Source organism: Geodermatophilus sp. TF02-6 (assembly GCF_003319115.1).
In the GTDB taxonomy this organism is placed as follows: domain Bacteria; phylum Actinomycetota; class Actinomycetes; order Mycobacteriales; family Geodermatophilaceae; genus Geodermatophilus.
Map to the genome: position 1 here is coordinate 113698 of NZ_QOHF01000008.1, position 18978 is coordinate 132675.

Sequence of the window (18978 nt, forward strand, 5' to 3'; positions counted from 1 at the left end):
CGATCAGCCCTCGACCAGGGTGAGCGCCTGAGCGGGACAGGCGCGGATCGCCTCCTGGACGTCCTCGAGGTCGTCCGGGGTGAGGACCTCGCGGGTGACGACGGCGATCGGGCTGCCGGGCGGCACGTTGAAGACCTCGGGGTGGATGCCGACGCACAGGCCGTAGGCGGTGCACCGGCCGGGGTCGACCTTCACGCTGGTCACAGGAACACTCCCAGGTTGGCGGTCTTGAGGCTGGTCTCGGTGAGGATCACCTCGCGGGCGAGCAGCCGCGGCCCGGCGGCGGTCAGCCGGATGCGGTCGTTGCGGCGGCACGGGATCAGGTCGAAGTGCACGTCGATCCCGCGCTGGCGGTAGAGCAGCAGCGAGCTGTGCGCTGCTACGACATCGGTCTCCGAGGTGGGGACGACCTCGACGCTCCCGACGAGGCGCAGAGTGCGCGACGGCGGGACCTCTGAGTAGGCGCGGCCGGTGTTCTGCCGGGCGATGCGGGTCCGCACGTGGGCCTTGGTGTCCCGGATGCGCCAGGCAGCGCGGTTGACCTCGTCGCTGCGCGGCTCGGTCGACTGCCGGGACGGGACCGTGTAGAGCAGGTCGTCCTCGAGGAGCTCGAGCCACTCCCCTTCCCGCCCCTCGTCCAGCAGGCGGGCCTCGTGCGCGAGGAACTGGACGACGACGGTGTACGTCGAGGCGTCCACGGCACTCGTCGTCCCGGGATCGGCGGTGGCGGTCATGCCATCCCCCCGTCGGTGGTGCTGGTGCCGGCCGTGCGCGGAGTGGTCTGGCCCTTCATCGTGCGCAGCCACTGGCGCAGGAAGTTGAACTGCACGTGCTCGCCGTATCCGGTCTTGCGGTGGACGCCGGGGCCCTGCCAGTCCGGGTCGGGCGCCTGGTCGACCGGCGAGTTCTGGCCCTGCTGGTAGTTGAACTTCATGCCCTCTTTGCGCATCCACGGACTCGCGGCGGCGCGCTGGACGCCCTCCCAGGCCACGGTGTCGTCCTGCTCGTAGACCCCGGCGGAGCCGAAGCAGTACTGGCCGCCGACGTAGTCCCGCTGTGCGGACTCCTCGTCCTGGAAGTCCCAGACGAACTGCCAGTTCCAGAGCTCGAGCTTGCCGGGAGCCACCGGCTGCCACTGGCGGAAGCTGGTGAACACCCCGGGCGGCCCGTCGGGCAGCGGCGAGAAGATCCGGATGAAGCTGAGGTTGGGGAAGATGGTGCCGACCGTCGGCGGCTCGTGCTCGGCGACGAACCGCTGGGTCTCGTCCAGGCCGCTGAGGTCGAAGTTCTCCACGTACCCCGGGATCGCCCCGTAGCCCCAGTGGGTGAAGAACGGCCCGATCGCCTCGGTCCAGGCGTGGCCGATGAACGTGTGCCCGTTCTCGAACTCGTAGGTGCGCCCGATCTCGCAGGTGCCCTGCAGGCCCTCGATGAGCTCGACGTCTTCGATGCTCTTGTGCAGCGTGGGCAGGTGGTAGACGTCGCCGGCGAAGTTCTCGCCCGCGGTCTTCCAGTCGCCGTTGACGGTGTACCGCTCCGGCGGGCCCGCCACACGCATGCCGCCGGGGGCCAGGTTGGTGATCAGGTCGAGCATCCAACCGGCACCGCCCAGCCATTCCTCCAGTGGTGGGACGTCCTCGGACAGCGAGGCGAAGACGAAGCCGTTGCGCGACTCCACCGTGGCGGCCCGCTTCAGGCTCCACAGGTCCGGGTCGACCCGCTCGCCGTACGCGCGGTGCATCAGCGGCGTGCCGACGAGCGTGCCGTCGTTGGCGTAGGTCCAGCCGTGGTACGGGCAGGTGAAGAAGCGCGAGTTGCCCGCATCGGTCTGGCAGACCTGGGTGCCGCGGTGCCGGCAGTAGTTCGAGAGCACGTTGATGCCGCCCTTGCCATCGCGGGACACGATGACGGGGTCGAGACCGATCTTGCGCTGCACGAAGTCACCCGCCTTGGGCAGCTCGCTCTCGTGGGCGACGAAGACCCACGTGTTCGTGAAGATCCGCTCCATCTCGGCGCGGAAGACCTCCTCGCTGTGGAAGATCTCGGCGGGGACGAGGTCGTCCTGCATGTCCTTCTCGACCCGGTCGAGCAACACGTCGAGCGGCGTCGAGAACGCGGAGGCGGAGCGCGGTTCGCTGGGAATCGTCATCGTTGGCCCTCGTGTCGGCGGGGGTGTCGGAGTGTCGGCAGGGCGGGTCAGAGCGGCGGGGCGACGAAGACGCCGCGGTCGGGGTCGTTGAACATCTGCTTGGCCACGAACTCGTTCATCTGGTTCGCGGTGCCCCACTGGTCGATGAAGTCGGGCTTGGTCACGTCGTAGACCGAGGGGTGGTGGGAGTCCCAGTCGACCGTCTCCAGCTCGGTCGTGTACTCGACGGTGTTGCCGACCTTGTCCATGAAGTAGGAGAAGGTGTTGTCGCCGGCCTTGTGCCGCCCGGGGCCCCAGATCTTCTGGACCCCCTCGCGGAGCAGGCGCCCGGTGCCACGCAGGTACTCGTCGATCCCGCGCATCTCGAAGGAGACGTGGTTGACGGCGACGTGGGGGCCACGGGAGACGGCGAACGAGTGGTGCCAGTCGTTGCACCGCAGGAACCACATGAAGTCGCCCCGAGCACCGAGGCACAGCGTGTCCGAGAGCTTGAAGCCGAGGTACTCGACGTACCAGTCGACGGTCGCCACCGGGTTGGCGGAGTTGACGACGAAGTGCGAGAGACGAACCGGGATGGACTCCCGCTCCTCGATCGTGCGGAACTCCCGGGTCGCGACGTCCGAGGAGACCTCGACCACGCGGCCGTCCCCGTCGAAGAAGCGGAAGCCGTAGCCGCCGCCGGGGGTGTCGATCTTCTGCGGTTCGCAGATGATCTGGACGCCCTTGCCGGCCAGCTCAGCCGCGAGGGCGTCCACGTCAGCCGTCGACGCGGCGCCGAACGCGACCAGGTCCAGTCGCTTCTGGTCGTCCTTGCGCAACCGGACGACGTACTGCTCGGGCGATCCCTCGGCGGCCAGGAAGCGGACGCCGGTGTCCGACTCGGTGTGGGCCAGACCCCACAGGTCGCGGTAGAACGCGAGCTGGCGATCGAGGTCCGGGGCCGCGATCGCCACGGAGCGCAGGTGGGTGATCAGGGGCTTGGTCACGTTGACTCCTCTTCGTCTGGCGAGGACGGCCCGCTGTGGCTGGGACCACAGCTCGTCGGAGACGAAGGTAGGTAGCGCCGGTCACTGTCTACAAACAATTCCTACCGATGCGCGACATTGATACAATCGATCGATGTGGGCACCGTGGACCTCCGGCGCGTGGACCTCAACCTGCTCGTCGCCTTCGATCTGCTGATGACCGAGCGCAGCGTCACGCGGGCGGCGCAGCGCCTCTCGGTGGGGCAGTCGGCCATGTCCTCGACGCTCGGTCGACTCCGCCGGCTGTTCGACGACCCCCTCCTGACCAGGGAGGGTCACGGACTGGTCGCCACGCCGCTGGCAGAGTCCCTCGCCGAGCCCGTCCGCCAGCTCCTCACCGGCATCGAGAGCGTGCTCGCGCTGCAGGGAGAGTTCGACCCAGCCACCGAGCGGCGGACGTTCTCCGTCATCGCCAACGACTACCTCACGATGACCTTCCTCCAGCCCCTGATCGCCCGGCTGTCGACCGAGGCGCCCGGCATCCGGCTGCGGATCTTCCCCACCGGCGACGACTTCGCCGAACAACTGCTCCGGCACCGAGCAGACCTGCTGGTCATGCCGCGGGAGGCCTTCGAGGGGCACGCCGAGTTCCACCACCGGGTGCTGTTCCGCGACCGCTACCTGGTGGCGGTCGACAAGGACCATCCAGAGGTGGGCGAGGAGATCACGCTGGAGCAGTTCAGCACCCTGCCCTACCTGGCCACGTCGTCGGGGCACCTGCGGTCGCTGGCGGAGATGCAGCTGGACTTCCTCGGCGTCCCCCGCAACACCGAGATCACGGCCGGCTTCGGGATGGCGCCGTTCCTGCTGAGCGGCACCCGACTGATCACGCTGGTGCACGAACGGCTCGCCCACAAGATCGGCGAGGCCGCCGGCATCCGGCTGCTCGAGCCGCCCATCCCACGGCTCCAGCCGATCACCGAGATCATGGCCTGGACGACCCGGACCGACAGAGATCCTGGACACCGCTGGTTCCGCCAGTGCCTCATCGACCTGGCCGAACGAGAACCGCCCACCTCGGCATGACCACGTCCCGCGGGTCCTGACTCGTCGGATCGACCCTGAGAGGGCAGACGCGAGGCGCTCGCCAGGCCTGGTGGACCGTCACACGGCGGAGGAACCGAGAACGACGTCGCCGGGCGACCAGAGCCTTTCATCCCTGCAGGTGGCGACCACGACGCAGGCCCTGGTCTCCGCAGGCCTGCAGCGCCTCTCCCCGGTACGTCGGACGCTGCCACACACCACCGTCGTCCACAGCGACCGGGACCACGTGTCCCGGACGCGTGAAGTCCGAGGCTGTCGAGCCGGCCGCGGCGAGTGCAGCGACCGTCCTCGAGCGGTCGACGGCGGAGATCCCCGTGCCCGTCCCCTGTCGATCGACCGTCACGCGGTAGTCGGGGGCGTGCACGTCCTGGTGGCGGCGGGGCATGGCCGGGAGATCCAGCCGGTCGCACTCGCTCACCGGCAGGGCCCTGGCGGACTGCATCCCCCGTGGGCCGTGGTTCGAGCACCTCGACGTGTTCGCCGGGGAGGTCGAGGACCTCCCGGCTCGTCGTCAGGAAGCGCACCTGCGCGGTGCCGCGGAGGACGGCGTCGACGGGTCCGGCACAGGCCTGGCGCAGGTGCTCGCAGTTGTCCAGCACGATGAGCAGCTGCCGCCCGCGGAGGTGCTCCACCAACGAGTCGACGACCGAGCGAGTGGGCTGGTCCAGGTGCGACAGCCCGAGACCGTCGAGGACGACCTGGGGCAGCAGCTCGGGGTTGCGCACGGACGCGAGCTCGATCATGCGGACGCCGTCGGCGAAGGCCCGGCGGACGTCGACCGCGACCTGTGCGGCGAGCCGAGTCTTACCGACACCACCGAAACCGGCGATCGTCACGAGCCGGTGCGCTCCCAGCAGCGCCCGGAGCTCGGTGATCTTGGACCGCCGACCGATGAACTCGGTGGCGAACGAGGGGATGTTGCCCGTGCGAGCGCTCGGCGCGGGGACGGGCGCACGGTCGTCGAGCGCTCGCCGCGCACCCGGAGCCCGCTCCCCCACGTCCTCGCCGGCGTCGGCAGTGGCTGGCGCCGACAGCACGACGCGGCGGACGGTGTTGCGGGACATGCCCATGGCCGCCGCGATGCGCGTGATGGGCCGTCCCGCCGCGTGGAGCCGCTGGATCTCGGCTCTCTCGTCGGCCTTCACCAGCGCCCTCTCCCATCGGCCGGTGCGGCGCCCGTCACTGTCAGCCAGGCCCCATCCGGTGTCAAGGACGCCTTCCCGCGCGCCCCCGCCGAGGTGCGCGCCTGCAGGACAGCGCGGCCGGCGCTCGAGGGCGCGCCTCAGTCTCCGCCTCGGATCATCCCCACGGACGACGGTTACTCTCTCGGCACCGTCACAACGGCGTCCGCGCCGAGCTCTCGGGCGGCCTCCACCTGAGCGTCATCCACGAGTGCACGGTGGCGCCGAGCCGGCCGGCGACCGCGATGTGCAGCGCATCGGCACCCCGCAGGTTGCGCTCGGGTGGCCGGACGTAGTCGGCGGCTCGTCGGAAGTCGGAAGTCTCGACCGGCAGGACGTCGAGCCCTTGGTCGGCGATCACCGCAAAGGTGTACTCGGCCTCGGTACGCCCGGCAGCGTCGAGAACTGCCTGGCGCTGCTCGGTCGACAGCGCGGACGCCACCTCGACCCTGGCCCGCTCCGAGGTCACGAGGTCGTCGTCGACTCCCGCGAGCCAGTCGTGCGCACGAGCCGTCCGCTCCTCCGTCATGATGAGCGCGACGAGCAGGCTGGTGTCCAGGTAGAGCATCAGTACCGATCGTCGTCGCGCATCTGGCGAACCAGGTCACCGGAGTCCACGGAGCTGTACGGGATCTTCGCGGTCTGCCTCCTGAGCCAGTCGACGTCGATCCTCCGGCGTGGCTTGCGGTGCGCGGACATGTCCACCACCGGCTCTCCGTCCCGGGTGATGACCACCGTCACGCCGGCCTCGGCGGCGGCGATCAGCACGCTGAACCGGCCCCGCGCCTCGGTCACGCTGTAGACGCGCTCGTCTGCTGGCTGGGCCATGCCGACCTCCTGACGGACAGCTGGATGATCATGACGCTAGGCCGACGTCCTCACAGGGACAAACGCACCCGCGACCACCACCCGGTGGAGTCCCGGCCCGCGATCGTGCCAGCGCTCCATCCGGTCAACGTCGGGACCACGGCAGGACGTCCCAGGCCTGCGGCATGGCGTGAGGTGGCGCGCAAGGGCGCTCCAGCGGTGTCACCCCTCGTCACCCCGATGTCACCCGCATGTCACCCCGGCATCGGTGCCCGCCAGCCCGGTGACCGATCCGCACTGCAGGAGACACGACGGCCGGCACACCGCGGCCACCCTGCTGCTCGGCGAGAACGTGCACCCGCGGATGGTCATGGAGCTGCTCGGCCACAGCCAGATGCGCACCACGATGGACATCTACAGCCACGTCATGCCGGCCCTGGCCCGCGAGGCCGCCGACCGGATGGGCACCCTGCTGTTGCCGGGTGAGGGTGGGCAAACTGCAACCACAACTGCAACCAGAGACGACTCAGGCCGTCCTCCCGGAGGAGAACGGCCTGGTCATCGGGGTGGAGCTGAGGGGACTCGAACCCCTGACCCCCACACTGCCAGGGCGGCTGAGGGGGGTCCGCGGCGGTACGCCGGAGTTCATCTGCGCAGGTCAGAAGGACGCGCCGTCGTCTGCGGACCTCCGTGGACGACCCTGAACGCGATCGTGAGGCCACCACGGTGGCACCACACGGCAGCCGCCTGACCGACCACTGAGCGCGCCGGATCGTCGACGTCCGGACGGGCCGCACATGCCCCGGGGAGCCCGTGATGGGCTCTTCTGGACAACACACGACCGTCTGGTCATACTCGTGACCATGACGACGCTGTCGCTGGCGGACGCCAAGGCGCACCTGTCTGCCCTGGTGGCCCGGGTCAGTCGCCAGCACGAGCGGGTCTACGTGACGGTGCACGGCAAGCCCTCGGCCGTCCTGGTGGCCACGGAGGACCTCGAGTCGCTGGAGGAGACGATCGAGATCCTGACCGAGGCCGACACGATGCGGCGGCTGCACACCTCGGATGCCGAGCTGGCCCGCGGCGAGGTCGAGACGCGCGAGGAGCTGGACGCGGCCATGCGCCGCCGCCTCGGCTCCGGCAGGTGACTGGGCAGCCGGCGCCCTACGTCCTGGCGATCACGCCGACCGCCCGCCGCCAGCTCGCCGACAACCTGCCGGAGGCGGTCGCCGCGGCCGCGTACGAGTTCATCACCGGCCCACTGCTGGGCAACCCGCAGCGGGTCGGCAAGCAGCTCCGTCCCCCGCTGGAGGACCGGCACAGCGCGCGCCGCGGCACCTACCGGGTCATCTACCGCATCGACGACGACAGTCACACGGTGACCGTCGTCGATGTCGCCCACCGCCGAGATGCATATCGCTCCGGCCGTTGACCACCTGTCGCAGAGTTGCTGCGCAGAACAGCACCCGCGACCGCTCGACCCCCAGCCGTCGGCCGTGTGTTCGAAGACGTCAGCCTGAGTGCGTCCGCGCAACTCAAGTGGCATACGGAACTGCCGCGAACGCCGACGAACCACCCCGAACTGAGCGCAATGGTGGTCAAAACGGTGGTCAAGAGTCCGGCCACCACCTGCCCGGACGCCGCGGCGGACAGCGGGAAGCCGCCGTCACGGAACGTGGCGAGGACAAGAGGTCGCCACTCCCCCCGATCTTCGCCTGCCTCGCGCCCGCCTGCGCCGACAGGACAACGGCAGCGCATTGACCGGGACCAACAACGTGACCAGAATGATGGTCATGACAACGCAGTCCCTCGCCGCTGTCAAGGCGCACTTCAGCCAGGTCATCGACGAGGTCGCCGGCACGCACGAGCGCGTCGTCGTCACCAAGAACGGCAGTCCCGTGGCCGTCATCCTCGCCGTCGAGGACTACGAGTCGCTCATGGAGACCCTCGAGATCCTCTCCGACCCTACCGCCGTCGCCGAGATCCGCGACGCCCGAGCACGCATGGACGACGGCGAGGCGTTCGGCGAGGACGACGTCCGCGCCGCCCTCGCCGCCCGCCGCGCGTGACATCACCTCAGCCCTACACGGTCGTCCTCTCCACGGCAGCCAAGCGCGCGATCGAACGAGACCTGCCCGAAGCGGTCGCAGCGGCCGTCGTCGACTTCTGCTTCGGACCACTCGCCCGCGACCCCCACCGCGTGGGCAAGCCGCTGCGCCTCGAACTCGAGGGCCTCTGGTCAGCCAGACGCGGCCAGTACCGGGTCATCTACTCCATCCACGATGACCAGGTCCTCGTCCGCGTCGTCCGCATCTCCCACCGCGCCGACGTCTACCGAACCTGACTTTGGAGACAGGCGACCCGAGAGAAGCAACCCCTTGTTCCCAGCGTGGCTTGGGCCGTCCTTGCGGGTGCTGAACCGGTGTAAATGTGCAGGTGAGTTGCCAAGTAGCGGTCCAGCCATGACTGATCGCCGCTGACCCCAACTGCCTTGCGAACTGCCGTAAGGCGTCCACGCACTCGGGCGGGTCCCTGTCACCCGGTCGATCGGCTCAGTAGTGGTATCGCGCCTGCAGGATGACGAGTTGTTCGCCCTCGACCGTGTACACGAGGGTTGGGCTCAGGCCGTCCGCGGTGGTGGTGGACGCGTTGACGACGCCGCCGTCGAATACGGCGTTGCGGGTTACCGCTGGATGTTCAGCCCTCACCAGTCGGGTGACACGTCCTTCAGTCGGACGTCAGGGTGCAGCGGGCTTCAAGACGTAGCCGGCGCCGCGGAGGGTGTGGATCATGGGCGCACGATCCTTGTCGATCTTGCGGCGCAGGTAGGAGATGTAGAGCTCCACGATGTTGCCCTGGCCGCCGAAGTCGTGCTGCCACATGCGGTCGAGGATCTGCGCCTTGGACAGCACCCGGCGCGGGTTGCGCATGAGGTAGCGCAGCAGCTCGAACTCGGTCGCGGTCAGCCGGATCTCCGTGCCACCGCAGGTCACCTCGTGGCTGTTCTCGTCCAGCGTCAGGTCCCGACGATCAGCGGGCCGTCGTCGGCCATGGTCTGCCCGGTGCGGCGCAGCTAGGCACACAGCCGCGCGACGAGCTCCTCGATCCCGAACGGCTTGGTCACGTAGTCGTCGCCGCCGGCTGTGAGCCCGGTGATCCGGTCGGACACCGCGTCCCGGGCGGTGAGGAACACGACCGGCAGCAGCTGGGAGTCCGCGCGGAGCCGCCGCAGCACCTCGAAGCCGTCCACGTCGGGCAGCATCACGTCGAGGATGACCGCGTCGGGCCGGAAGTCGCGGGCCACGCGGACGGCCTCGGCGCCGTCGGCGGCCGTGCGCACGTCCCAGCCTTCGTAGCGCAGGGCCATCGACAACAGGTCGGTGATAGAGAACTCGTCGGCCACGACGAGCACCCGCACAGCACTACCGTAGTCGCACCAGACGAGCTCCACCACGTAGACGTGCCTACACGTCCCCCGGTTTGCCCTGGTGCCGGCCGTACGGGTTGCAAGACCCCCGGCATGCCGCCCGTCGGCGCCGACGGACGACGTGCTGGGGCCACTCCGTCCTGACGTAGGGTAGTCCGGCGCGGCCACGCGACGCGGTCACCCGAACCCGGCAGGTCGCCCACCGCGGTCGATGGGACCTCAGCGGCGCCGTGCCGCCGGCGTGAGCGTGTGGTCGCCGTAGCTGTTGTCGTCCGGGTTGACGGTCACCCCGGGGGCGACGAGCTTGTCAATGCGGTCGAGCACCTCAGTCGACAGGGTGATGCCCGCGGCGGGGAGGTAGGACTCCAGCTGCTCCATCGTCCGCGGCCCGACGATCGCCGAGGTGACGCCGGGGTGGTTGAGGACGAACGCGATCGCCATCTCGATGAGGCTGATGCCGGTCTGCTCGGCGAGCTGGGCGAGGTCTTCGACGATGTCGAGCTTGCGCTGGTTGGCGGCGCTGCTCATGTCGAACCGGGCGCTGGGCCGGGCGGCCGAGGTGGGGGTTCCGGCGGCGTCCTTGCGCCACCGGCCGGACAGCCAGCCGCCGGCCAGCGGGCTGTAGGTGAGGGTGCCCATGCCGTGCCGCTGGGTGGTGGGCAGCACGTCCTCTTCGATGCCGCGCACGAGGATCGAGTACGGCGGCTGCTCGGTGACGAACCGCTCCAGGTGCCGCTCGCGGGAGGCCCACTGCGCCTCGACGATCTGCGAGCCGGAGTACGACGACGAGCCGATGTAGCGGACCTTGCCGGCCCGGACCAGGTCGGTCAGCGCGCCGAGGGTCTCCTCCACGTCGGTGCTCGGGCTGGGCCGGTGCACTTGGTACAGATCGATGTAGTCGGTGCCCAGCCGCCGCAGGGAGTTCTCGACCTCGCGGATGATCCAGCGGCGTGAGCCGCCGCGGGAGTTGGGGTCCTCGCCCATCGGCATGAAGAACTTGGTGGCCAGGACGACGTCGTCGCGCCGGCCCTGCAGGGCCTCGCCGACGATCTCCTCGGAGACGCCGGCGGAGTACACGTCGGCGGTGTCGACGAAGTTGATGCCGGCGTCCAGCGCCCGGTGGATGATGCGGATGGAGTCGGCGCGGTCGTCGTTGCCCCAGGGGCCGAACATCATCGCCCCCAAACACAGCGGGCTGACCTGCACGCCGGTGCGGCCGAGCGGGCGGAACTGCATGCGTGGCTCCTTCTTCTAATGAGAACCGGCGGCGGCCATCGCCACCCGGTGGTCGATGCCGATCGGGACGGGGTCGGGTGCCCGGCGAGTGGGCGAGCGGCCCCGGTCGACGGCTGCCCGCCGGAAGTTGTCCCGGCGGGCAGCCGTCGAGAGGTCAGGGACGGACCACGACCTTGAGCGCCTCGCGGGAGTCCATCGCCTTGTAGCCGGCGGGGACGTCGTCCAGGCCGACGGTGCGGTCGAACACCCGGCCGGGCTCGATGCGCCCCTCGAGCACGTCGGGCAGCAACCCCTCGACGTAGGACCGCTGCGCGCCGGGGCCGCCGGTGAGGGTGATGTTGCGGCCGAACAGGTCGAAGCCGGCCGGCGCGTCGGAGTACTGCGGCACGCCGACGCGGCTGATCACGCCGCCGGCGCGTACGACGCCGAGGGCCTGCTCGTAGGCGGGCAGATGCCCGACGCACTCCAGGACGGCGGAGCTGCCGTGGCCGCCGGTGAGCTCGCGGACGGCGGTGATGCCCTCCTCGCCGCGGGCGGCGACGACGTCGGTGGCGCCGAACTCCCGGCCGAGGTCGGTGCGTGCCTGGTGGCGGCCCATGAGCACGATCTGCTCGGCGCCCAGCCGCTTGGCGGCCAGCACGGCGAGCAGGCCGACGGCGCCGTCGCCGATGACGGTCACCGACGAGCCGGGGCCGACCTGGCCGCGCACGGCGGCGTGGTGGCCGGTGATCAGCACGTCGGACAGCGTGAGCAGCGAGGGCAGCAGCGCGGAGTCTTCGCCGACGGGGGCCTTGATCAGCGTGCCGTCGGCGAGCGGCACGCGGACGGCCTCGGCCTGCGCGGTGGAGAAGAAGCCGCCGTGCTTGCAGGAGGTGGTCAGGCCCTCGCGGCAGAAGACGCAGGTGTTGTCGAAGTAGGCGAAGGGCGCGATGACGAAGTCGCCGCGGCGGATGGTGGCCACCTCGGAGCCGACCTCCTCGACCACGCCGATGAACTCATGCCCCATCTGCTGGCCCCGCTCGCCGGCCGGCATGGAGTGGTAGGGGTGCAGGTCGCTGCCGCAGACGCAGGTGCGGACGACCCGGACCAGGGCGTCGGTGGGCTGTTCGACGACCGGGTCGGGTAGCTGCTCCACTCGCACGTCGCCGGCGCCGTACATGACTGTTGCTCGCACGAGGTCGTGCCTTTCTGTTCGGGGTCTGGTTCCAGGCAACCCCGGGCCGCGGTGGCGTGGGAGTGCCTGTCGTTCGGGGTACTGGCAGTGCCCCCCGGGGCCGGTCAGTGGGCGAGGCGTGCCAGGTCGTCCTGCACCGCGGGCGGTTCCTCGGCGACCGGCGGCAGGGTGGCGGGGTCGCCGGCCGCGTCCAGCGCGCCGGCGGGGTCGGGTGTCAGGGCGCCGAACAGGCCGGACCAGTCCGACGGTGCCGGGCCGGCCTCGGCGAACAGCTCGAAGGTCCGGCCGGCCGCGGTGTCGGTGAGCAGGCTGCGGACGAGGACCTCGGCGAGCTGGTCGCGGCCGATGCCGCCGTTGCCGGTGTCGGTCTGCTCGAGGACGAGCCGGTCGTCGCCGGCGCTGACGGCGTCGAACCAGCCGGGGCGGACGATCGTGTAGGGGGCGCCGCTGGCGCGGACGAGCCGTTCGGAGCGCCGCTTCCAGTCCAGCAGCTGGCCGGTGCTGCCGCCGTAGGCGCCGCGGCGGCTGACGCCGATGGAGGTCATCAGCGCGAGCCGGGGCTTCCGGTCGTCGAGGGCGTGCAGGACGGCGGCGACGCCGCCGTAGTCGATGCGCCGGGCGGCGTCGGGGCTGCCGTGGCCGCCGTGGGTGAACACGACGGCGTCGACGCCGGAGACGGCCGCGTGGAGGGTGTCGGGCTTCTCGAGGTCGCCGGGAACGAGGTCGGCGCCGGGCAGGAGCCGCTCGGCGCCGGCCGGGTCGCGGACGAGTGCGCGAACGTCGAGGCCGTGCCGCTGCGCGGCGGCGACGACGCGGCGGCCGATGCCGCCGGTGGCCCCGACGACGAGCACGGACGTGGGTGAGCTGGGCATGGGATCTCCTCGTGGCGGCCGAAGCCGCTCGGTGGTGGGTCGGGGGGCGGCGCGCCGTCAGTCGACGGGGTCGACGCCGGTGAGCCGGAGTTCTTCGATGTCGATCCGGGTCTGCACGCGGCGCGCCACGGAGTCGTCGATGGCGCCCTCGCGGCGCAGCCGGAGCAGGACTTCGCGCTTGCGGTCCAGGAGGGCCAGGCGGAGCCGGCGGTACTCCTCGTCGCGGGCCAGCGGCGACGCCTCGGCGAGCGCCACCGGGTGGGGCACGGGCACGAGCCCGGCGGCCGCATCATCGGTGGCGTGGGTCCGCTCCGGTCCGGACGTGCGGCGACGGTCGGCGTGGTTGGCCTCGACGATGCTCAGGTGCTCGGCGTAGTCGCGGGCGACCCGGTCGCGGACCTCGTCGCTGATGCCGTGCTCGTCGGCCAACTCGGGGATCGCGGTGACCGTGGTGGTGGTGAGCGCCCGCTCGGCCAGCTCCAGTTCGTCGTCCAGGGCGGAATCCGCCGGCAGCCGCGCCCACCGCACCACGACCGGCAGCAGCGGGCCCTGGACCAGCAGCGTCAGGACGATGACCCCGGTGGTGACGAACACGATGTCGTCCCGCCCCGGGAAGGGGGCCCCGTTCTCCAGCGCCAGCGGCACGGAGAGCGCGATGGCCAGCGAGACGGCGCCGCGGAACCCGGCGACCGCGCTGACCACGCGGGCCCGGTAGCTCATCCGCCGCGCCCGCTGGGAGGGCCGGCGGTCCAGCAGCCGGATCAGCGCGACGCTGAGGGTCTGGAAGACGAACCGGACGACGAGCAGCCCGACCCAGACGGCCACCACGACCCCGAGCAGCCGGCCGACGTCGGCGATGCCCAGGTCCCGGATGACGACCTGCGCCTCGAGCCCGATGAGCACGAACAGCGCGCCGTTGAGCAGCTGCGAGCCCAGCGGCCAGGCCGACTCGGTCTGCCGGCGGGACGCCGCGGTGCTAATCCGCGCCGAGGCGTACCCCACGGCGAGGCCGGCGACGACGACGGCGAGCACGCCGGAGGCGCCGATCAGCTCGGCGAGCAGGTAGGCGACGAACGGGACGAGCAGCAGGCCGATGTTGATCGTCGTGGCGTCGCGCAGCGGCCGGAGCAGCAGGTACGCCGCGCCCGCTACCGCAGCTCCGACGGCGACCCCGCCGAGGTAGGACCGGGCGACGAGGCCGGTGACGTCGAGTGCGGTGTAGTCGCCGCCGACCGCGATCCCGACGGCGATGGCGTAGACCACCAGTGCGGTGCCGTCGTTGGTCAGGCTCTCGGCCTTGAGCAGCATGAAGTTGCGGTGCGGCAGGGTGCGCCCGAGCGCGGCGACGGCGGTGGCGTCCGGGGGCGCGACGGCGGCACCGAGCACCAGTGCGGCCGCCCACGGGATGCCGAGGGCGTGCGCGATGCCGGCGACGGCGAAGGCGGTGGCGACCACCAGCAGCGTGCTCATGATCATGATGCCGCGGAAGTCACGCCGGATCGACCGCAGGGACGTGGTCAGGCTCTCCCAGAAGAGCATCACCGGCAGGAAGATCAGCAGCACCATCTCCGGGTGCAGCTCGATGTGGCGCAGTTCGGGGACGAACCCCAGCGCGACCCCCAGCAGGAGCAGGAGCAGCGGGGTCGCCATCCGCAGGCGGGGTGCCAGCACCGTGCCGGCGAAGACCGCGGCGCCGAGCGTCACGGTGATCTCGAGGCCGTTCATGGCCTGCCTCAGTTCTTGTCGACGGTGTGCGGCCGCTGGCGGTCAGTGCCAGGTGGAGGCGACGGTCCCGGCCGCGACCCATGCGGAGCCGTCATGGGCGAAGGAGATGCGCAGCTGGAGCGGCCACGTGTCGGTCGCGCCCCAGATGGTGGCCGCCGTGCGCGTGCGCGCGGTGACCACCGGGGCCTCCCCGGACACGTCGACGGACACGTCGACGTCCTCCACCGAGTGGTAGGTCATCTGCCCGGACCGGACGTCGGCGAGCCACTCGGCCTTCGGCTGCCGGTAGCCGGTCATGTGCACCAGCGTGAAGTCCTCGGCCAGCAGCGCGCCGAGCGCGTCGGCGTCCCCGGCGACCATCGCCTGGCGCTGCGCCGCGTAGTTGGTGAGGACGGCGTCGCGGATGCCGGTCGCGGTCTCGGTGTTGCCGTTGTCCACGCTCAGGCCTCGGGGATCTCGCGGCCGAAGTTCGCGCGGGTGATGTCGGCCGGCTCCGGCCCGCCGCGTACCCCGGTGTCGAGGGCGTCGATGGCGGCCTGCTGCTCGCCGGTGAGCTCGAAGCCGAAGACGTCGAAGTTCTCGCGGATCCGGGACGGGGTGACCGACTTGGGGATCACCTGGCGGCCCTGCTGGATGTGCCAGCGGAGCATGACCTGGGCGGGCGTCTTGCCGTGCGCGGCCGCGATCTTGCCGATGGTCGGGTCCTGCAGTGTGCTGCCGTGCGAGCCGTCGCGGTAGAACGTGATGCCGCCGATCGGCGACCACGCCTGGGACAGGATCCCGTGCTCGGCATCGAGGTCGAGCAGCTGGGACTGCCGGAAGTACGGGTGCACCTCGATCTGGTTCACGGCGGGAACGACGGTCGTCTCGGCCAGCAGCCGGGTGAGGTGCTCGGGCATGAAGTTGGAGACCCCGATCGCGCGAACGTCACCGGCGGCCACCAGCTTCTCCAGCGCCTTGTAGGCGCCGATGGTCAGCTCGAACTCACCCGGCAGCGGCTGGTGCAGGATGAGCAGGTCGACCTGGTCGAGTCCCAGCTTCCCGGCGCTCTTGTCGAACGCGTGCAGCGTCTCGTCGTAGCCGTAGTCGCTGATCCAGATCTTGGTCTCGACGAAGACCTCCGACCGGTCGACGTCGGACCGGCGCAGCGCCTCACCGACCTGCCGCTCGTTGCCGTAGGCCGCGGCGGTGTCGATGTGCCGGTAGCCGACCTCCAGCGCGGTCTGCACGGCGGTGACCGTCTCGTCCGGCGGGGTCTGGAAGACGCCGAACCCGACAGACGGGATCTGCACGCCGTTGTTCAGGGTGAACGAAGTGCTGCTCATGACTCCAGCCTCTGCCCGCTGACGCGGGCCTGGCAGTGCCTGTCGTTCGGGGTACTGGCAGTGCCCCCCGGCCGGTGCGTACCGGTCAGGCGGCCGCCCGCAGGGTGGGTCGGCACCTGCGCCGCGGCAACCGCGGACAGCAAGGCCAGCCCGAGCGTCATCCCGAGCTGGTGGGCGGTGTTGAGCGTGGGTCCGGCTCAGCGGCTCACCGCAACGCCGAAGCCCCGCGACCGTCGGTCGGCCGGGGCTCCGTCGTGATCGAGTTCGTCGTGACGCTCAGTCGGCCAGGGTGGCGTTGTCGAGGACGAACCGGTAGCGGACGTCAGCGTCGAGAATCCGCTGGTAGGCCTCGTTGATCTGGTTCCCGGCGATCATCTCGATCTCGGCGGTGATGCTGTGCTCGGCGGCGAAGTCGAGCATCTCCTGGGTCTCGCGGATGCTGCCGAAGTGGGTGCCGGTGTAGCTGCGCCGGTTCCGGATGACGTTGTAGGCGTTGAAGGTCACCGGGTTGGGGTCGATGCCGGCGTTGACCAGCGCACCGCCGAGCGCGAGGAGCGACAGATGCGCGTCGACGTCGATGCTGCCGCTCACGGTGTTGATGATGAGGTCGAACGTGTTTGCGAGGGTCGCGAACGTGCCGCTCTCGGCGGTCGCGTAGTACGCATCCGCGCCGAGCGCGAGGGCGTCGGCGCGCTTTCGGTCGCTGCGCGAGAGCACGGTCACCTCGGCGCCCTTGGCCTTGGCGAACTTGACCGCGAGGTGCCCGAGGCCGCCGAGACCGACGACGGCGACCTTGCTGCCCTCACCGACGTTCCAGTCCTTCAGGGGTGCGTAGACGGTGGCGCCGGCGCACAGCAGCGGAGCCGCTGCGGCTGGATCGAGAGAGGTGGGCACCCTCACGACGAAGTCCTCGTTGGCGACGATCTGCTCGGAGTAGCCGCCCTGCGTCATGGTGCCGTCTCGGTCTGGGCTGCTGAAGACGAGGGTGTGGCCCGTGAGGCAGTACTGCTCCTCGCCGCGGAGGCAGTTCGCGCATTCTCGGCAGGAGTTGACCATGCAGCCGATGCCGACGCGGTCGCCGACGGCGTGCTTGGTGACCTGGTCGCCGATGGCGGTGACCTCGCCGACGATCTCGTGACCGAGCACGAGCGGCGAGCCGGGCAGCGGGTTGGCGACGAAGTTCATGTCGGAGTGGCAGATGCCGCAGTACCTGATGGCGATCTGCACGTCATGGGCGCCGACATCCCGACGCTCGATGGTGACCGGCTGGATGGTGCCGTTGGTCTCGAGGACTCCGTAGGCGCGGACGGTGGTGGGCATGATCTTCCTTCGGTGAGAGGAGCTGGCGCTCGTTGCGGGGTTGGGGCACTGGCGTTCCGGGGCGGTGGCGTCCGGGCCGGAGTGCGACAGGGTCAGTGCCGTCATGAGCCCGGCCGTGGAGCGGCCGACCAGATGTCGCCGACGTAGACGGCGGCGAGGACTATCACCGCTGCAGTCAGTGGTGCTGAGGCGGGCGCGCCATCAGGCGGTCGCGCGGACGGCCGGCTGCTCAGCGGCGGTCGAGCGCTGCTGGCGGTGGCTACGGGCGGTCGGCACCAGGACGACGAGGACCACGAGCAGCGCCACGGCCAGCAGCACACTGCTGGCGGTCAGCGCGGCGCCGACGTGCTCGGCCACGGCCGCCGGCCCGGTGAGGCCGGCACCCGCGCCGGCGGCCACCGCGGACAGCACCGCCAGCCCGAGCGCCATCCCGAGCTGGTGGGCGGTGTTGAGCAGGCCCGAGGCGGCACCCGCGTCCTGCGGCGCGACACCGGCGATCCCGGCGGTGGTCAGCGGCGCGAAGGCCAGGCCCTGCCCCACCCCGACCACCACCATCGGCAGCGCGACCGAGATCAGGTAGCCGCCCCCGAGGCCGGCCCGGCTCAGCCAGACCATGCCGATCAGCGTGAGCAGCACGCCGGCGGCGAGTAGGAGCGCGTCGGGCATCCGGGTGCGCAGCCGCGGGATGGCCAGCGCGACGGCGAAGTTGACCAGCGACATCGGCAGGAAGCCCAGACCGGCCTGCAGCGGTGTGAAGCCGAGCGCGTCCTGCATGAGCTGGGTGGTGAAGAAGAAGAAGCCGATCATCGCGCCCATGTACAGCGCGCGGGCGGCGTAGGCGCCGCTGCGCTCGCGGCTGGCGAACAGCCGCAGCGGCATCACCGGCTGCGCGGCCCGGGACTCGGTGAGGACGAGGGCGGCCAGCAGCAGGACACCGACGACGAGGGCGGCGACCACCCGGGCCGAGCCCCAGCCGGCCTCGCCGGACTCGATGATCCCGAACACCAGCGCACCCATGCCCAGCGTCGCGCACAGGGCGCCGACGAGGTCGAAGCGTCCGCGCTGCCGCGGCGTCTCAGTCAGCACCGCCCGGGCGCCGACGATCATGGCGGCCGCGATCGGGACGTTGACCAGGAATGCGGCCCGCCAGGAGATCAGGTCGGTGAGGGCGCCGCCGACCAGCAGCCCCAGGCTGGCCCCGATGCCGGCGGTGGCGGCATACCAGGCGACCGCGCGGGTGCGCGCCTCGCCCTCGAAGTAGGCGGTGATCAGCGCCAGCGACGTCGGGGCGACGATCGCGGCGCCGACGCCCTGCAGCGCGCGGGCGGCGATCATCCACCAGCCGGTCGGTGCCAGCCCGATCAGCAGCGACGCGGTGCCGAAGACGGCCAACCCGATGACGAACAGCCGCCGCCGGCCGATGAGGTCCCCAGCCCGGGCACCCAGCAGCAACAGGCCCCCGAACACCAGCACGTAGGCGTCCTGGACCCAGGACAGGCCGGTCGGGCTCAGGTCCAGGCCGGCACGGATGCTGGGCAGCCCGGTGAAGATGACCGAGTTGTCCAGCAGGATCATGAAGTAGCTGATCAGGATGATGGCCAGGATCGCCGCTGGCCTGCTGTTGCGGGGCACGCACCCAGTGCACGGCGTCTGGCGCGGGCGCGGGAGTGACGGTCGTTCCGGGTACTGGCAG

At 70.8% G+C, this 18978-nt stretch carries 24 protein-coding genes and 1 pseudogene; 6 read left to right on the forward strand and 19 right to left on the reverse strand.

Annotated features, from left to right (window positions below; translation table 11 throughout):
- Positions 1-3 precede the first annotated feature (3 nt).
- The 4 genes from DQ238_RS09505 to DQ238_RS09520 are packed head-to-tail and all read right to left on the reverse strand — an operon-like array spanning position 4 to position 3135.
- A complete protein-coding gene (locus DQ238_RS09505; protein ID WP_113781044.1) occupies positions 4-204 on the reverse strand; it encodes a ferredoxin in 201 nt (66 codons plus the stop codon).
- The gene (locus tag DQ238_RS09510) at positions 201-734 is read right to left on the reverse strand and encodes an aromatic-ring-hydroxylating dioxygenase subunit beta (protein WP_113781045.1); all 534 of its coding nucleotides are present in this window, start codon (positions 732-734) and stop codon (positions 201-203) included. Before DQ238_RS09510 ends, DQ238_RS09505 begins: the two co-directional genes overlap by 4 nt.
- The gene (locus tag DQ238_RS09515; RefSeq protein WP_113781046.1) at positions 731-2149 is read right to left on the reverse strand and encodes a Rieske 2Fe-2S domain-containing protein; all 1419 of its coding nucleotides are present in this window, start codon (positions 2147-2149) and stop codon (positions 731-733) included. Before DQ238_RS09515 ends, DQ238_RS09510 begins: the two co-directional genes overlap by 4 nt.
- 47 nt (positions 2150-2196) lie before the next feature.
- Positions 2197-3135 (reverse strand): VOC family protein, encoded by a 939-nt coding sequence (locus DQ238_RS09520; protein WP_113781047.1) that lies wholly within the window; start codon positions 3133-3135, stop codon positions 2197-2199.
- A 144-nt stretch (positions 3136-3279) separates the two neighbouring features.
- On the opposite strand from DQ238_RS09520, the gene DQ238_RS09525 reads away from it, so the two are divergent.
- Positions 3280-4200 (forward strand): LysR family transcriptional regulator, encoded by a 921-nt coding sequence (locus DQ238_RS09525; RefSeq protein ID WP_147263038.1) that lies wholly within the window; start codon positions 3280-3282, stop codon positions 4198-4200.
- Between the two features lie 127 nt (positions 4201-4327).
- Here the strand turns inward: DQ238_RS09525 and DQ238_RS24350 are convergent, their stop codons facing one another.
- The 4 genes and pseudogenes from DQ238_RS24350 to DQ238_RS09545 form a co-directional block, all read right to left on the reverse strand.
- Complete coding sequence (locus DQ238_RS24350) at positions 4328-4660, reverse strand: 3,4-dihydroxy-2-butanone-4-phosphate synthase (RefSeq protein ID WP_113781049.1); 333 nt, start codon at positions 4658-4660, stop codon at positions 4328-4330.
- Between the two features lie 202 nt (positions 4661-4862).
- A pseudogene (locus DQ238_RS24355) lies at positions 4863-5363 on the reverse strand (helix-turn-helix domain-containing protein); the annotation flags it as partial.
- 190 nt (positions 5364-5553) lie between these two features.
- Complete coding sequence (locus DQ238_RS09540) at positions 5554-5967, reverse strand: type II toxin-antitoxin system VapC family toxin (RefSeq protein WP_113781050.1); 414 nt, start codon at positions 5965-5967, stop codon at positions 5554-5556.
- Positions 5967-6227, reverse strand: a complete 261-nt coding sequence (locus DQ238_RS09545) for a type II toxin-antitoxin system Phd/YefM family antitoxin (RefSeq protein ID WP_113781051.1) — start codon at positions 6225-6227, stop codon at positions 5967-5969. Before DQ238_RS09545 ends, DQ238_RS09540 begins: the two co-directional genes overlap by 1 nt.
- 262 nt (positions 6228-6489) lie before the next feature.
- Here DQ238_RS09545 and DQ238_RS09550 point away from each other — a divergent pair, with 262 nt between their 5' ends.
- From DQ238_RS09550 to DQ238_RS09570, 5 genes are all read left to right on the forward strand, one after another.
- Positions 6490-6957: a tyrosine-type recombinase/integrase gene (locus tag DQ238_RS09550; protein ID WP_255418035.1), complete on the forward strand. Its 468-nt coding sequence runs from the start codon at positions 6490-6492 to the stop codon at positions 6955-6957.
- A 112-nt stretch (positions 6958-7069) separates the two neighbouring features.
- Positions 7070-7354: a type II toxin-antitoxin system Phd/YefM family antitoxin gene (locus DQ238_RS09555; RefSeq protein WP_113781110.1), complete on the forward strand. Its 285-nt coding sequence runs from the start codon at positions 7070-7072 to the stop codon at positions 7352-7354.
- Positions 7351-7638 (forward strand): type II toxin-antitoxin system RelE/ParE family toxin, encoded by a 288-nt coding sequence (locus DQ238_RS09560; RefSeq protein ID WP_113781053.1) that lies wholly within the window; start codon positions 7351-7353, stop codon positions 7636-7638. The genes DQ238_RS09555 and DQ238_RS09560 overlap by 4 nt, the downstream gene beginning before the upstream one ends.
- Before the next feature lie 361 nt (positions 7639-7999).
- Positions 8000-8275 (forward strand): type II toxin-antitoxin system Phd/YefM family antitoxin, encoded by a 276-nt coding sequence (locus DQ238_RS09565; RefSeq protein WP_113781111.1) that lies wholly within the window; start codon positions 8000-8002, stop codon positions 8273-8275.
- Complete coding sequence (locus DQ238_RS09570; RefSeq protein WP_113781054.1) at positions 8272-8550, forward strand: type II toxin-antitoxin system RelE/ParE family toxin; 279 nt, start codon at positions 8272-8274, stop codon at positions 8548-8550. Before DQ238_RS09565 ends, DQ238_RS09570 begins: the two co-directional genes overlap by 4 nt.
- A 208-nt stretch (positions 8551-8758) precedes the next feature.
- Here the strand turns inward: DQ238_RS09570 and DQ238_RS22755 are convergent, their stop codons facing one another.
- From DQ238_RS22755 to DQ238_RS09615, 11 genes are all read right to left on the reverse strand, one after another.
- Positions 8759-8914 carry a hypothetical protein gene (locus tag DQ238_RS22755; protein ID WP_158550748.1) on the reverse strand — a complete coding sequence of 52 codons (156 nt, stop codon included), beginning with the start codon at positions 8912-8914 and terminating at the stop codon, positions 8759-8761.
- 30 nt (positions 8915-8944) lie between these two features.
- A complete protein-coding gene (locus DQ238_RS24360; RefSeq protein ID WP_370447507.1) occupies positions 8945-9199 on the reverse strand; it encodes a winged helix-turn-helix domain-containing protein in 255 nt (84 codons plus the stop codon).
- Positions 9200-9279: 80 nt separating this feature from the next.
- Positions 9280-9624, reverse strand: coding sequence for a response regulator (locus DQ238_RS24365; RefSeq protein WP_370447508.1), 345 nt, complete (start codon positions 9622-9624; stop codon positions 9280-9282).
- 228 nt (positions 9625-9852) lie between these two features.
- Positions 9853-10869 (reverse strand): aldo/keto reductase, encoded by a 1017-nt coding sequence (locus tag DQ238_RS09580; protein WP_113781055.1) that lies wholly within the window; start codon positions 10867-10869, stop codon positions 9853-9855.
- Positions 10870-11023: 154 nt separating this feature from the next.
- Positions 11024-12043: an alcohol dehydrogenase catalytic domain-containing protein gene (locus tag DQ238_RS09585; protein WP_113781056.1), complete on the reverse strand. Its 1020-nt coding sequence runs from the start codon at positions 12041-12043 to the stop codon at positions 11024-11026.
- Between the two features lie 104 nt (positions 12044-12147).
- A complete protein-coding gene (locus DQ238_RS09590) occupies positions 12148-12915 on the reverse strand; it encodes an SDR family oxidoreductase (RefSeq protein WP_113781057.1) in 768 nt (255 codons plus the stop codon).
- Between the two features lie 57 nt (positions 12916-12972).
- Positions 12973-14640 carry a Na+/H+ antiporter gene (locus DQ238_RS09595; protein WP_113781058.1) on the reverse strand — a complete coding sequence of 556 codons (1668 nt, stop codon included), beginning with the start codon at positions 14638-14640 and terminating at the stop codon, positions 12973-12975.
- A 42-nt stretch (positions 14641-14682) separates the two neighbouring features.
- Positions 14683-15078, reverse strand: coding sequence for a nuclear transport factor 2 family protein (locus DQ238_RS09600; RefSeq protein ID WP_113781059.1), 396 nt, complete (start codon positions 15076-15078; stop codon positions 14683-14685).
- 2 nt (positions 15079-15080) lie between these two features.
- The gene (locus tag DQ238_RS09605; protein WP_113781060.1) at positions 15081-15965 is read right to left on the reverse strand and encodes an aldo/keto reductase; all 885 of its coding nucleotides are present in this window, start codon (positions 15963-15965) and stop codon (positions 15081-15083) included.
- Positions 15966-16241: 276 nt separating this feature from the next.
- On the reverse strand, positions 16242-17285 hold the full coding sequence (locus DQ238_RS09610) for an NAD(P)-dependent alcohol dehydrogenase (RefSeq protein ID WP_113781061.1): 1044 nt from the start codon (positions 17283-17285) through the stop codon (positions 16242-16244).
- A gap of 201 nt (positions 17286-17486) precedes the next feature.
- Positions 17487-18917 (reverse strand): MFS transporter, encoded by a 1431-nt coding sequence (locus DQ238_RS09615; RefSeq protein WP_199506229.1) that lies wholly within the window; start codon positions 18915-18917, stop codon positions 17487-17489.
- Positions 18918-18978: the final 61 nt, after the last annotated feature.